At 26.6% G+C, this 14,703-nt stretch carries 17 protein-coding genes; 15 read left to right on the top strand and 2 right to left on the bottom strand.

The genetic code is table 11. The annotated features are described in order from the left end of the window. Positions 1 to 35 precede the first annotated feature (35 nt). Complete coding sequence (locus KQI30_RS05605) at positions 36 to 350, top strand: DUF1540 domain-containing protein (protein WP_216462274.1); 315 nt, start codon at positions 36 to 38, stop codon at positions 348 to 350. Between the two features lie 182 nt (positions 351 to 532). Next, positions 533 to 943 carry a hypothetical protein gene (locus KQI30_RS05600; protein WP_216462272.1) on the top strand — a complete coding sequence of 137 codons (411 nt, stop codon included), beginning with the start codon at positions 533 to 535 and terminating at the stop codon, positions 941 to 943. A 528-nt stretch (positions 944 to 1,471) separates the two neighbouring features. On the opposite strand, the gene KQI30_RS05595 is transcribed toward KQI30_RS05600, so the two are convergent. After that, a complete protein-coding gene (locus tag KQI30_RS05595) occupies positions 1,472 to 2,095 on the bottom strand; it encodes a nitroreductase family protein (protein WP_216462270.1) in 624 nt (207 codons plus the stop codon). A 140-nt stretch (positions 2,096 to 2,235) separates the two neighbouring features. Here KQI30_RS05595 and KQI30_RS05590 point away from each other — a divergent pair, with 140 nt between their 5' ends. From KQI30_RS05590 to KQI30_RS05560, 7 genes are all read left to right on the top strand, one after another. Further along, entirely contained in the window at positions 2,236 to 2,832 is a 597-nt protein-coding gene (locus KQI30_RS05590; protein WP_216462268.1) for an HD domain-containing protein, read from the top strand. Positions 2,833 to 2,850: 18 nt separating this feature from the next. Continuing rightward, positions 2,851 to 3,330: a 23S rRNA (pseudouridine(1915)-N(3))-methyltransferase RlmH gene (gene rlmH, locus KQI30_RS05585; protein WP_216462267.1), complete on the top strand. Its 480-nt coding sequence runs from the start codon at positions 2,851 to 2,853 to the stop codon at positions 3,328 to 3,330. Positions 3,331 to 3,606: 276 nt separating this feature from the next. Beyond that, positions 3,607 to 4,272 (top strand): response regulator transcription factor, encoded by a 666-nt coding sequence (locus KQI30_RS05580; protein WP_253287395.1) that lies wholly within the window; start codon positions 3,607 to 3,609, stop codon positions 4,270 to 4,272. Then, the gene (locus KQI30_RS05575) at positions 4,272 to 5,714 is read left to right on the top strand and encodes a sensor histidine kinase (protein ID WP_216462266.1); all 1,443 of its coding nucleotides are present in this window, start codon (positions 4,272 to 4,274) and stop codon (positions 5,712 to 5,714) included. The genes KQI30_RS05580 and KQI30_RS05575 overlap by 1 nt, the downstream gene beginning before the upstream one ends. Positions 5,715 to 5,922: 208 nt before the next feature. After that, positions 5,923 to 7,281: an ABC transporter permease gene (locus tag KQI30_RS05570; protein ID WP_216462265.1), complete on the top strand. Its 1,359-nt coding sequence runs from the start codon at positions 5,923 to 5,925 to the stop codon at positions 7,279 to 7,281. Between the two features lie 11 nt (positions 7,282 to 7,292). Beyond that, positions 7,293 to 7,925: an ABC transporter ATP-binding protein gene (locus KQI30_RS05565; RefSeq protein WP_216462264.1), complete on the top strand. Its 633-nt coding sequence runs from the start codon at positions 7,293 to 7,295 to the stop codon at positions 7,923 to 7,925. Between the two features lie 45 nt (positions 7,926 to 7,970). Beyond that, complete coding sequence (locus KQI30_RS05560) at positions 7,971 to 8,333, top strand: hypothetical protein (protein WP_216462263.1); 363 nt, start codon at positions 7,971 to 7,973, stop codon at positions 8,331 to 8,333. A 119-nt stretch (positions 8,334 to 8,452) separates the two neighbouring features. On the opposite strand, the gene KQI30_RS05555 is transcribed toward KQI30_RS05560, so the two are convergent. Continuing rightward, positions 8,453 to 8,764: a DUF2089 domain-containing protein gene (locus KQI30_RS05555; RefSeq protein ID WP_216462319.1), complete on the bottom strand. Its 312-nt coding sequence runs from the start codon at positions 8,762 to 8,764 to the stop codon at positions 8,453 to 8,455. A gap of 194 nt (positions 8,765 to 8,958) precedes the next feature. Here KQI30_RS05555 and KQI30_RS05550 point away from each other — a divergent pair, with 194 nt between their 5' ends. The 6 genes from KQI30_RS05550 (at position 8,959) to KQI30_RS05525 (ending at position 14,693) form a co-directional block, all read left to right on the top strand. Continuing rightward, on the top strand, positions 8,959 to 9,594 hold the full coding sequence (locus KQI30_RS05550) for an epoxyqueuosine reductase QueH (protein WP_216462262.1): 636 nt from the start codon (positions 8,959 to 8,961) through the stop codon (positions 9,592 to 9,594). A gap of 389 nt (positions 9,595 to 9,983) precedes the next feature. Then, complete coding sequence (locus KQI30_RS05545) at positions 9,984 to 11,045, top strand: SH3 domain-containing protein (RefSeq protein ID WP_216462261.1); 1,062 nt, start codon at positions 9,984 to 9,986, stop codon at positions 11,043 to 11,045. 11 nt (positions 11,046 to 11,056) lie between these two features. Further along, entirely contained in the window at positions 11,057 to 11,731 is a 675-nt protein-coding gene (locus KQI30_RS05540; protein WP_216462260.1) for an ABC transporter ATP-binding protein, read from the top strand. 12 nt (positions 11,732 to 11,743) lie between these two features. Beyond that, complete coding sequence (locus KQI30_RS05535; RefSeq protein ID WP_216462259.1) at positions 11,744 to 12,904, top strand: ABC transporter permease; 1,161 nt, start codon at positions 11,744 to 11,746, stop codon at positions 12,902 to 12,904. A 110-nt stretch (positions 12,905 to 13,014) separates the two neighbouring features. Further along, complete coding sequence (locus tag KQI30_RS05530) at positions 13,015 to 13,686, top strand: response regulator transcription factor (RefSeq protein WP_216462258.1); 672 nt, start codon at positions 13,015 to 13,017, stop codon at positions 13,684 to 13,686. Then, a complete protein-coding gene (locus tag KQI30_RS05525; protein ID WP_216462257.1) occupies positions 13,674 to 14,693 on the top strand; it encodes a sensor histidine kinase in 1,020 nt (339 codons plus the stop codon). The genes KQI30_RS05530 and KQI30_RS05525 overlap by 13 nt, the downstream gene beginning before the upstream one ends. Positions 14,694 to 14,703: the final 10 nt, after the last annotated feature.

The raw sequence follows: 14,703 nt of genomic DNA, 5'->3' as shown, positions 1-14,703 counted from the left end.
CTATCATAAGAAACAGTTATAGGAGGTTAAAAGTTATGCCAAGTTTAATATGTGGTGTTAAAAATTGCAATTACAATAATGAAAATTGTTGTTGTATAAGTTCTATAGATGTAAGTGGTGAAAGAGCTACAGAGTCAGAAGCAACTTGTTGTAGCAGTTTTTGTGAAAAAAATGGTTCATTTACTAATTCAGCAGTTGTACCTAATTATGAAGTAGATATTACATGTAAAGCTGAAAATTGTATTTATAATGAAAATTGTAATTGTCATGCATCAGGAGTAGAGATATCAGGAAATAGGGCAGAATGTTGTGAAGAGACAGCGTGTTCTACTTTTTGTTGCGAAAAATAGAATGTAATTTTTATTGGTGGTATCGTATTAGCGAATTTAAATTTGTTAGACGATACTTTTTTATTTATAAATCTATATTAAAGTAAATTTTATGATTATGTAGTTAATTGTATTTTTATAAAAAACATTATATATTAATAAGTATAGAAGGTAATATAAAATTATAGAAGGGAGGAATTTTTATGAAAAGTCCCTTAAGAGAATATATGAAAGGGTTATACTTAGGTATAGATACTTTTAAGTTTTTATCTAGCAATTGTGAATACGGAGAAATAAGAGATTTATTAACCAGTACAGAAAAGTTATATATAGAACAAAAATTAAGATGTGAGAAGAAATTAGAAGAGTTGGGAAGCAAAGTACCTTATAGTGCTGGGATAAAAAGTAGATTTTCAGAAACAGTATATGAATTAAAAAACTCTCTAAAAAAAGGTGGGGAAGAAAAGCTAAAAGACAAAGCAAAAGAAGTACTTTTAGCATCGATTAAAGTTTCAGAAGAGTTTTTATTAGAATATGATATTAATGATGATATAAAAGAATTTATAAAAGTTATGATTATGGAATACAAAGATAAAATAAATGAATATAATTAGGAGTTTAATATATATAGTATGAATATTTCCCGGAAAATAATTATATTTAATAAAAAAATAAGATAATAGGCAATTTTTCATGGAATAATGTAGTTAACGGGCTGTCGCACAAGGTAGTCAGATCAGAGTGCGGCAGTTTTTTCAGCAAAATAGAATGTCAGGGCACAAGTATGAAGGCACAAGGTACAGTTTTCAGTGCACAGTGGTAGATGAAATTTCCTTTGGGGAATTTCTGAAATTTTAAGTGTAATAATTTTGTGTATAGAACAAGATAGTTTCCTTAAGATATTTGTATTTGATATATAAATATTACGGGGGCTAATGAAGGTTGTACCTTCATATAGCTTGAAATAGAAGCTTATGATTTGTAAAAAACAACACTTAAGTATAACAGTTTTATATATGCACTAAATACATCACTTGTGCCATCTAACCTGTGCCCTGTCTCGTGTCATAATAAAAGGAGGTATCACTCTAACAACTTTTCATTTGTTAATGCGACACCTCCTTTATTTTAATTAGGCAATATTATTTATTTAATAATAAGTCTTCAATATTTAAACGTGTTGAACCATGAGGAGCCGTAGCTGCTTTTCCAACAGATATTAAAACTAATGGAACATAGTGTTTTGGTAAGTTATAATACTTAGAAAATGCTGCTGAATCAAAACCTCCCATACATACAGTATCAAAGTCATTAGCTTTGGCTATTAACATAAATTGCATTGCAATTAATCCACCGTCAATGTAACATAAGTTTTTAAGTGTTTCTTCTGGTACATTTGGATATAATTTCATAACTGTATCAACATAATTTTTACCGATTTCTTCTGTCATCAATCCTTCAGAAATTGATTTAGAAGCAATATCTTTTGCTTTTTCATAAGCATGAACATCTCCAATGATTGCAATAGTTGCTGATGCAGTTTCAACTTGTTCTTGATTCCATGCAATTTTACGTAACGCTTTTTTTTCTTCTTCATCATCTATAATAATAAATCTCCAAGATTGCAAATTATGTGATGATGGTGCAGTTGCAGCTTCTTGTAGCATTTCTATTATTTTTTCTCTAGGGATTTCATATGTTGAATCATATGAGCGAATTGAATGTCTTGAATTCATTACTTCGATTAAAGAGTTTTTTTCTTTCATAAATAACACTTCCCATAAATTTATTTTTATAAATATAGATAGCATACTAGAAGTAAAAGAATCAGTCAAGGTAAAGAATTATAACTTTTGAAATAGTGATTAATTAAGATATAATATAATAAAAAAGGATGGTGTTACTAATGATTAATGATAAACTTAAGAAACAATTAGATTTTATTATAGAGATTGATAAGGTAAAAGAAATTATTAGAATGACTTATATAGCTAGTGGTAGCAGACGTGAAAATGATGCGGAACATTCTTGGCATTTAGCAATTATGGCATTTTTATTATCAGAATATGTAGATGATGATATTGATATAACAAAAGTTATGAAAATGGTATTAGTACATGACTTGGTTGAAATATATGCTGGAGATACTTTTGCTTTTGATGAAAAAGGTTATGAAGATAAAGAAGAGAGAGAAAGAGCTGCAGCAGAAAAATTGTTTGGAATTTTATCAGAAGATCAATATAAAGAGTTTAAAGGATTATGGGAAGAATTTGAAGAATGCCAAACAAAAGAAGCAAAATATGGAGCAATGCTGGATAGACTTCAACCGCTTATTTTAAATTATGCAGTTGGTGGAGGAAGTTGGAAGGAACATGGTATATCAGCAGAGCAAGTATATAAAAGAAATGAAATTACATTAAAAGAAGGACCAGAGGAATTTAAAGAAATTATTAATTTTGTAGTAAATGAATGTTTAGAAAAAGGATATATTAAAAAAAATTAAGATAAAAGGTGACACAATATGAATATAACAGTAATTTCTGTAGGAAAGTTAAAAGAAAAATATCTAAAATCAGCTATAGATGAGTATGCAAAGAGATTAACAAGATATTGTAAGCTTAATATAATAGAACTTCCAGATGAGCAAACTCCAGATAATGCATCAGCAAAAGAAGAATTAATTATAAAGGATAGAGAAGGAGATAGAATCTTAAGTCATATAAAAGATACTATGTATGTAATAACATTGGACTTAAAAGGAAAAATGTTATCGTCAGAAGAATTATCAAAATTTATGGATCAATGTGCTGTAAGAGGAGATAGTAACCTTTGTTTTGTAATTGGAGGAAGTCTTGGATTAAGTGATAAGGTTTTAAAGAGAGGCAATTATAGTCTTTGCTTTAGTAAGATGACATTTCCACATCAGTTGTTTAGAGTGATGTTGTTAGAACAGATTTATAGAGGATTTAGAATTAGTAATGGAGAACCGTACCATAAATAAATGAGGTTTTTACTTAAATTAGGTTAATAAATAAGGGAATTTGAGAAGGAGAGGGTTTAGGATATTATCATTTAACTAAGCCTTTATATATAGAAATTTAGTGATAAATTATATATGGAATTGGTATGTAAATAATATTATTAATTTAATGTTAAGAGTGTTAATTTATGAAATTAGCACTTTTATATTTATAATATAATTGAAACTTTATGTTATTATGTATTTATAAAATAAATTCATTTTGATATATATTATATAAAATGGAGGAAAATATAAATGAAAATTAATATATTAATTGTTGAAGATGAAAAAGAAATAAGGGAAGGCGTAAGTGAATATCTAGCAGAGGTTGGATATAGCATTATAAGTGCAGAAGATGGAATGCAAGCAATAGAATTATTTAAGAATAATAAAATTGATTTAGTAATTTTAGATATAATGCTTCCAAAGGCTAACGGATTTGTTGTTTTAAATAAAATTAGACAAGAAAGCAATGTTCCAGTAATTATGTTAACAGCAATGAGTGATGATTATACCCAAATTATGAGTTTTGATGAAGAGGCAGATGATTATATTACAAAGCCATTTTCAATAATAGTTTTACATAAAAGAATAGAAGCACTTCTTAGAAGAGGAGTAAAAGTTAGTGAAAATAAAAAATGGTGTTATGGAGATATAGAAATTGATTTTGAAGGATATTCAGCAAGAAAGAATGGCAAAAATATTGATTTAAAACCTAAGGAAATAAAATTAATAGAGTTATTATTAAAGTATAAGGGAAAGGTTTTAACAAGAGCACAAATCTTAGATAATTTATGGAGGATTGAAGAAGCACCAAATGATAGGGTTATTGATGTATATATTAAAAATATAAGAAAAAAGTTGTTATTAGATTGTATAGTAACAGTTAAGGGAATTGGATATAAATTTGAGGAGCAATGATGAATAAGTTAAGACTATTTTCAAAAACATATATATTTACCATGGGGATAATAAGTGTAATAATTTTAATTTCAAATGTTTTAATTTATTTAGCATTACCCAAGGTATATGTGAATAATAAACAAAAGGAAGCTGATAAAATTATTGAAGATTTAATTGAACAAGTAAATAAATCTGATAATAAGGAATCATTTAAGATAGCAAAGAATTTTGCTGAAAAATATAATATTCAAGTTTTACTTACTATAGGAGATGAAAAAAGGGTATTTCAAGGTATGCACAAAGTAGATATATATGTTAATGAAGATGAAATTACAGAAAACTCTTTAATAATTCCTAATTTAAGTGGTGAAAATATTATAGAAAGTTTTGATGATGAAAATGGAGAAATATTCGGTCAATATATTAATATAAATAATTTATCAATAATAAAAAGTAGAGACTTTAAAAAAAGTAATGATGTAAATGGAAGTGCTAAAATAGTAATGGATTTAGAATCATTCACAGAAACAAGAGATATTATATTAAAAATACTTCCATATTCTATTTTTATAAGCTTGCTTATAGCACTTATTGCATCATATATATATGCAAGAAAAATTACAACTCCAATAAAAGAAATTTGTGATGTTACAAAAAAAATGGAGAATTTAAATAAAGAAGCCTTTTGTGAGGTAAAAACTGAAGATGAAATAGGAATATTAGCAGCTAATGTAAATAGTTTATATGAAAATTTATTAAATACAATTGTATCATTGGAAGAGGAAATAAAAAATGTAAGTGAATCTGAAAAAATTAAGGTGGATTTTTTAAGAAGCGCATCACATGAGCTTAAGACACCACTAATGAGTATGTATATAATGATTGAAAATATGCTATATGATATAGGAAAATATAAAAATCATTATATATATTTAGAAAAATGTAAGGATATAGTTAGTGAATTAAGTAAAATGGTTCAGGAAATTTTAGATACTTCAAAACTTAATATAATAAATAATAAAAATGAAAGTGTATTAGATTTAGGTAGTTTAGTTCAAAAGAACATAGAACCATATAAATTAATAGCTAAGTCAAAGAAAATTAATATTAAAAAGAATTTAAAAGAGTCTTTTAATATTAAAGTAGATGAAAAATTATTTACTAAAGCAATTTCTAATATTATTTCTAATGCAGTAAATTATACTGATGAAGGAAAGGAAATAAGAATATATATAAAAGATAAAAAACTTATTATAGAAAATGATTGTAAGCCAATTTCAGAAGAACATTTAGCACATATTTTTGATGCATTTTATAGAGTTGATTTTGATAGAAATAAGAGTAGTGGGGGGAATGGATTAGGATTATACATAGTTCGACAAATTTTTGAAATGCATAATTTAGATTATTCTTTTAAATCAATATTAACTGGAATGAGTTTTGAAGTTGATTTTAATTAAATATTTGAAATTTGTTCATGTTTAACAAAAAATAAAATAGTTAGAAAATAACGGGTATTAGATTAATAATATCCTTATTTTTTTATAAAAAATAATTTAATTAATACGATTTTTAATGAATTTTATAAACTTAATTTTTAAATTTCATAAATATTTTATATTAGGTTGATAGAATCTACTCAAGTTAATAAACAAGGAGGACATAAATATGAATGTATTTAAGAGATCAATATTATATATAACAAGAAAAAAAATAAAAAGTATTATTATGTTATTTATATTATTTGGAATAGCAACGGCAGTTTTAAGTGGAATTTCAATTAAAAAGGCAGCAAATATAGCAAGACAAGATTCAAATAAGGATATGGCAAATACTTTTGAATTACAAGCTAATTTTGCGGGTAATTTTGAAGGAACAATTCCAGAAAATTTAATTGATAAGGTTTCAAAGGTAGAAGGTGTTAAGAATTATGATGCAGCAATTCAAGGAGCTGGTTTAGATTTAGAAAATGTAAATTATATAAAACCTGAAAAAAATGTAGTTCAATATAATGATGATTATAAATATGAAAAACTTTTTTCTGTAGAAGCACATAAAAGTTCAGAATATGATATTAAGTTTATAAGTAAATCATTAAAGCTGATTGATGGTAGACATATTGTTGCTACTGATAAAAACAAGGTATTAATTCATAAGGATTTAGCAGAAGCAAATAATTTAAAAGTTGGAGATACTATAAAAGCAACAAAGAGTGCTGGAGATTTTAATGCATCAACTTTATCTAAAAGTGATTATGACCTTGAAATTGTAGGTATTTTTGAAAGTGAAAATACTGAAAGAGCTGGGCATAAATTAGAAATGCCAGAAAATCTTTTAATTACTGATGTAGATACTATTAAAACTTTATATGGATATTCAGATGGAAATGTAAAATATACAAATGCTACTTTCAATACAGATACTAATGTAGATAAAGTAACATCAAAAATTGAAGATATTTCTACTGATTGGAATAAGTATACAATAGTAAAAAGTGAAGATACATTTTTAGCTTTATCTAAGTCTTTTGATTCTTTAGATAAGATTATAAATATGGTTTTAATTGGAGCAATAATAGCTGGAGTAATAATACTTTCATTAGTGTTAGCATTTTGGATTCAAGGAAGAGTTCATGAAACCGGTATATTACTTTCAATAGGAGTTTCAAAGTTTAATATTATTTCTCAATATATAATTGAATTATTACTTATAAGTATATTAGCTTTTGGAGGATCATATTTCTCAAGTAAGGTAATTTCACAAAATATAGGAAATACAATAGTTGCACAAGCAGGTAAGCAAGCGGTTCAAGACGTTCAAAGTGGATTTGGAGGATTTTCATTAGGAAATGATGTTAATAGTTCTTTAGCAACTCGTACAGTAGATGAAATAGATGTAAAAGTAGAGGCTGAAGAATTAATTTATGTATATGTTATAGGAACAGTTATTATCATGCTTTCAGTAATGGCATCATCAGCATCAATAATTAGATTAAAACCAAAAGAAATATTATCCAAAATGAGCTAGGAGGAAAATAAATGTCAATTTTAGCATTAAATAAAGTTAATTATTCATATAAAAATGGAAAAAAAGTTTTAAATGATATAAGCATGGAATTTGAAGAAGGAAAACTTTACGCTATTTTAGGGGCTTCGGGTTCAGGAAAATCAACGTTATTATCACTATTGGCTGGATTAGATGAACCTAGAAATGGCGAAATATTATATAATAATCAAAATATAAAAGTAAAGGGATATGAGAATCATAGAAAAAACAATATTTCATTAATATTTCAAAATTATAATTTAATTGATTATATGACTCCTTTAGAAAATTTAAAAATAGTTAATCCAAAGGTGAATAAGAAAATATTAAACAATTTAGGGTTAGCTGATGATGAAATTAATAGAAACGTATTACAACTATCAGGTGGACAGCAACAGCGTGTTGCCATTGCAAGAACACTTGTTACAGATTCACCAGTAATATTAGCAGATGAGCCAACGGGGAATTTAGATAGTGATACAGCTGATGAAATTATAGAAATATTAAAAACAAGTGCACATAAACATGGAAAGTGTGTAATAGTGGTGACTCATAGTAAGGAATTAGCTAAAAAAGTAGATGTTGTACTTGTTCTAAAAAATAAAAAGCTAACACAGATTAATTAATAAAAATTATATTATTAACAATAAAGTTTTTAGAAGGAATTAAGTATGAAAGTAAAAAATTTTAAAGATGTAAATTTAATAAGTAAGGTACTATATGTTATTTCAATAATTATATTAACATATACATTATTAACTATATATAATTCACATGTATATATATTATCACTTGTAGCATCAGGTAAGATTGTGGTAAGTAAAAGTATATTAGTGGTAATAACATATTACATTAATTCATCATTACCGTATGCATTTTATTCAATAGCAACATTTTCTATGGGATATATTATCAATGAATTAAATGTTAAAAGGGAAGTAGAAAAAGATATAAAAACTGATTTAGAAGACTTTAATAAATTAAATGAAGATGATAATGAATTAGAAGAATTAATAGAATATTTAAAAGATTAACAACACGTCAGATCTCCGATCAAATTGAAAATATTTATGGGTTTTAAGTTAGTGAAGGTATGGTTTCAGATATTACAGAGTTTTCTTCATACACTCGATAGGTAATGTACCAGTAATTATCACTTCTTTAATTTATTAATTGCTTCATCGACAGAGATATCTCCATTTTCCAAAGCTGTTAAGACATCATTTCTATCTTCTTTAACTTTAGTTTCTTTTACTGGGTAACCTAGGTTTTTAATCACTTCATCTAACTTTGCTCTAACTGTTGGGTATGAAATGCTTAGTTCTTTTTCAACTTCTTTTATATTTCCTCTACATTTTATAAAGGTTTCTATAAAATATAATTGCTCATTGCTTAAATAATCAAATTTAGATAATTGAAATTCATTATCTATAATAGTATTGCAATGGTTACATTTTAATTTTATTGATGAATAGAATACGAATTACATTATTGATATTTTGAAAAATATCAAAGTGAAGATTTATTTAAGAAAATAATTTATACAGAAGGAAAATAAAATAAAAAAATTAGAACTAGTAATACATTTATGATGATTCTTGACATTAGTCTAAGATAAAAGTTTAGAATGATGGTATAATAATTTTAAGGAGGAAAAAGATGAAGGAAAATTATAATAAAAAGATGTTGATAGAAATTGATAAAATTATAGATAATAATAAAAAGCCAACATTGCTGTTACATAGTTGTTGTGCACCATGTAGTTCTTATGTTATTGAATTTTTATCCCAATATTTTCAGATAGAAGTCTTTTTCTTTAATCCTAATATTTATCCAGAGAATGAATATATAAAAAGATTAGAGGAACAAATTAGACTTATAAAGGAAATGGGGTTTAATTATAAGGTAGTAGAAAATAAATATGAAAGTAATTTATTTTATGATTCTATTAGAGGTTATGAGAAAATGGGTGAAGGTAGTAAGAGGTGTGAAAAATGTTTTATGCTAAGGTTAGATAAAACAGCTCAATATGCTAAGCTAAATAAATTTGATTATTTTACTACAACACTAACAATAAGTCCTCTAAAAAATGCTGAATTAATAAATTCTATTGGAGAAGAATTAGAAAATAAGTATAATGTTAAATTTCTTAATTCTGATTTTAAAAAGAATAATGGATATAAAACTTCTGTTGAATTATCAAAAAAGTACAATTTGTATCGTCAAAACTATTGTGGATGTGTTTTTTCACAACAAGAATATGTTGATAGAATGAATAAAAAAAATAATATATAGAGAAAAAAAGTTGCCACATTTTTGTGTGACAACTTCTTTTTTTATAAAACCTTACCGGCTTATAAGACGTAAAGTCCTATAAGCCTTACGTGTTAATTGGCTTATCTCCAGCATCATTTCCTTCGTAAGCCTCTGAACATTGAATGCTTTGGTTACTTTGATTTGACATCGTTGTTCCCTCCTACATTCAGTTTGGTTTTACAATCATAGTTTGGGTAGTTTAAGTTGAAATTATTCATGATTTTATAAAAAATTTTTAATCAGTCAATAACATTGTAAACAGTAGATTAACATTGAGATGATATACTTATATCAAAATTAAGGAGCTTAGTAGTACATTAAGGTTTGTTTATAAGTTAGATGAAGGTTTATAGGAGGAAGAAAGTATTATGAACAAAAAGAGGATAATTGCTATTATAACGGCTGTTTCAATAAGTTTGTTAGTTGGTGTAGGAGCATATATAAAAATAGATAATAGATATAAACCGAATCAGCAAGAAGAATTATTAGATCGATTACCAAATTCAGTGAATGTTGAGAGAGGTGATATAAGAAATGTAGTTGATGCTGGAGGTAGTGTTTCATTAAGTGATGAAAATAATCCAAATTCAATGATAATAACGCTAAGTGTCAATCAGTATGATATATCTAAATTGCAAGTAAATCAGGTAGTTGAAATTAATTCAAAGGTATTTCCAGAGGAGAATATAAAGGGAGTTATAACGGAAATAGCCAATAAAGCAAGTGAAAAAGAGAATCCTTCATATGAAGTTAAAGTGGCAATATCTAAACCTATAATTGAACTTGGTGAAGTTACTCAATCTTCACTAAACTTTAGGAAAGGTCCAGATATAAAGTATTCTGTTGTTACGCAGCTAGACAAGGGAGAAAAAGTAGAAATATTAGAAAGAAAAAATAATTGGGTAAGGGTTAAGAGAGAAGATAACAATGTAGGTTGGGTAATAGCTAATGCCATTGTATCAAAGGGAATGGATGGTGAAGCTGTAGAATCAAAGATATATAAAGATGATGTAATTATTAGAGAAAGTAATTCATCAAATAGTAAAGGCATTGGTATGTTAGTTAAGGATGAAAAAGTTACTATAATAGATAAAAAAGATAATTGGTACAAGATTAAAGTTAATGATTCAACTAATGGTTGGGTAGAAGAAAGTGATTTAGTTTTACAAAAGTTAATAGACGGGATGTCTGTAACAGGAACAATAATAATAAGTGAAAAGAAAGATATATTGCGAGTTCCTATATCAGCAATTCAAAAAGATGATGATGGATATTATGTAACAATGGAAGCTAACTATGACAAAAAATATGTTCAAGTTGGAGAAAATGATTCAGAATATATAGAAGTTACAGAAGGACTTTTTGAAAATGATAGGGTAATTACTGAATCATTACTAAGTTATGATGAAGAAAATTTCTATGAAGATTAAGAGGAAAATTTATGAGTGATTATGTAATACAGGCTAGAAATTTATTAAAAACTTATAGTATTGGTAATGAAAAGATTACAGTTTTAAAAAATATTTCATTAGATATAAAAAAAGGAGAGTTTGTAGCTATAATAGGTCCATCAGGTTCTGGAAAATCAACATTTATGAATGTTATTGGGTGCCTAGATTTAGTTGACGAGGGAGAATATATACTAAATGGTAAAAGTATAACTTCTTTAAGTGAAGATCAGTTAAGTAATATAAGAAATAGGACAATAGGATTTATATTTCAAAATTTTAATTTGTTAAATAAGTTAACAGCTTTGGAAAATGTAGAACTTCCTCTTATATATCAAGGAAAATCACGAAAAGAAAGAAGAGCAATAGCTATAGAGTGTTTAAAGAAGGTTGGATTAGAAGATAAGATAAATAATAAACCAAATCAATTATCTGGAGGTCAACAGCAAAGAGTAGCGATAGCTAGGGCATTGGGAACAAATCCAATGATACTTCTAGCCGATGAACCAACTGGAGCATTAGATAGCAAGACAAGTCAAGAAATTCTCGAGATATTAGAAGATTTAAATAAAGAGGGTAAAACTATAATTATGATAACTCATGATATGGAAATTGCAAAAAGAGCTAAAAGATTAATAAAAATAAAGGATGGCGAAATTTTTAAGTAGGAGGTGTTATAAGTGAAGTTTTTTCAAATACTGAAAATGTCTTTGGGAGAAATAAAGACTAATAAGTTACGTTCATTTCTTACTATTCTAGGTATAGCTATTGGTACAGCTAGTGTTATTTTATCTGTAACAGTATCTATGAGTAGCCAAAGGCAGATATATAAAAGTTTCGAATCCACTCCATTAGATTTGATAAATGCTAATGTATTTAGTGAGAAAAAAATAGGTGAATCTGATCTAGAGATTCTTAAGAATAATGATATTATAAAATCCATATCACCAAAGTTAACTTCATCGGAATCTATAAATTATAATCAACAGGATATTGACAAACAGATAGTTGGAACAGATGAAAATTATATAAAGTTGAATAATTTAAAAGTTAAAAGTGGCAGATTTATTATGCCTATTGATAATGATAAGACAACAAAAGTTGTAGTTTTAGGGAGCATAGTGGCAGATGAGTTATTTCCAGCAGGAGATGCAGTGGGGAATACAATTAATATTAAGTCGGTACCATATAAGGTTATAGGGGTATTAGATAAAAAAGATCCATCTTATGATACAGCAGAGGATGATACGGTATATATGCCTTTTAAGACATCTCAAGTTGTTTTAGGATTAAATGAAATATCTGAAATAAATATAAAGGCTACTTCAAAAGACAATGTAATTGAGGTAATGAGTATAGTTGAAAATTATTTTAAAGGAAAAGGCATGTCACAAAATGAATATTTTGTATCAAGTAATAAGGAAACAATAGATTCCATGAAATCAATGGATACTATTATGAATTTAACAGTAGGAGCCATAGCCAGTATATCATTATTTGTAGCAGGGATAGGAATAATGAATATGATGTTGGTATCTGTTACAGAAAGGACAAAAGAAATAGGTATAAGAAAAGCATTAGGATCACCTAGAAAATATATATTAGCTCAATTTTTAATTGAAGCTTTAGTTATAAGTTTTATAGGTGGAGCATTAGGAACAATAATAGGAATTTTTGGATCAATACCTATTTTCAATGTAATTGGTGCTGAATTTTATATAGCATGGAATGTAATTTTTGCATCAGTAGGATTTGCTTTAGTTATGGGCATAGTATTTTCTATAGTACCAGCAAGTAAGGCTGCAAGGTTACAACCAATAGTAGCTTTAAGATCAGAATAAGCGATTTTATAGTATAAGAATTAGTATTAGACAGTATAATATGTTAGTGAGAGAATCAAGCCAATAGTTTGTCTAGGAGGCTTGATTTTGTTACTAGGAGGAAAAATTTTATGAGAGTATTAATAATAGAGGATAATAAGGAGCTTGCATATAACCTTAAGTTAGGATTAGAAAAAGAAGGATTAGTTGTTGATGTGGCAAACTGTGGATATGATGGCGAAGAAAAAGCCTTTGTAAATAGCTACGATATTATATTATTAGATTTAAATTTGCCAGATAAAGATGGCATAGAGATATTGCAGCTTTTTAGAAGTAATAAGATAGATATACCTATAATAATAATTACAGCTAGAGATGGTGTTAATGAATTGGCAAGAGGATTGGATTTAGGTGCTGATGATTATATAGTAAAGCCTTTTCAGATTATAGAATTAAGGGCTAGAATACAAGCTGTTATAAGAAGATTTTATGGTAGAACAAATCCTAATATAGAAATAGGAATATTAAAAATAAATCCTTCATCAAGAAAGGTATACATAAATAATGAAGAAGTAAAACTAGGGGTTAAGGAGTTTGAAATAGTAGAATATATTGCAAGTAGACATCCTAGTATTGTATCAGGTTCAGATATAGCAGAGCATGTATACGATGAATATTTTGATCCAGTATCATCGGTATTGAGGGTACATATATCTAGACTAAAAAAGAAGTTAAAAGATGCTGCTGGAAAAGAAGTCATAATAACTAATAGAGGAATAGGATATTGTATATGCGAAGAATAAAAAGCGAAAATACTAAGACGTTAATTATATATATAAGTATAGCATTAATTATATGTATATTAGGAATAAGATATATATTAAAAATCATTAGAAATCATTCAAGTTACGGAGAAGATATATATAGTAAATCATTAGATTATTCAATTTATGATATTGATACATATAATGTTGAAATAAAAAATAAGCTAATTATTTTTGCAATTATATTTTTTATATTTATAGTGATGTCTAATCTGATATTTTTTAATATTTTAAAAAGATTACATTATAAAAAAAGTATGAAGATAATTGATAACTTAGAAAATATAGAAGGCAATATAGATGTGTTAAAGATAGATCCAGTTATGAATAGGGTATATAGAGAAATGAAAGAAAAATTTAATTCTAATATTGAAGATTATAAGAGATTAAATTCATATTTGTCTCATGAACAAAAGAATGCAATGTCTATTCTTAGAACTAGCCTTGAGTTAGAAGAAAATAAAAATTTGCTAGGAATTATTAATAAAGTTTCCAATACTGTAGAAGACGTACTTGCCATTAGTGATACAAGAAATGAAAATGAAATGTACAAAATAGATGTAGTATTAGTATGTGCACAGATATGTGACCAGTATTCTTTAGTTTATAATAATATAATTTTTGATTTTGATGAAGATTCAAATACAAATATACTAGGAAAAGAAAAGTGGATTCATAGAGCTATATCAAATATTTTAGATAATGCCATTAAATATGGAGAAGGTGGAGAAATACGAGTAAACGTCAAAAATGAAAAGGGCAGTGTAATAATATCAATACAAGATAATGGAATTGGTATAAGTAAGTCAAATATGAAAAGAATTTTTAATGATAGATATAGAATTAATGAATTGAATAAAGATGGTTATGGCATAGGTCTTAGTTTGGTAAAACATGTATGTAATTTATGTGATGGATTTATTTGGGTAGAAAGTGATGAAAATAAGGGATCTATATTTTATCTTGCATTTAAAGAATGTAGATAAGGAGAATATA

The organism is Clostridium bornimense (assembly GCF_018917145.1).
GTDB lineage: Bacteria > Bacillota > Clostridia > Clostridiales > Clostridiaceae > Clostridium_AN > Clostridium_AN bornimense_A.
The sequence above is the reverse complement of the archived record's forward strand: the minus strand, read 5'-3'. Positions and strand labels throughout refer to the sequence as shown.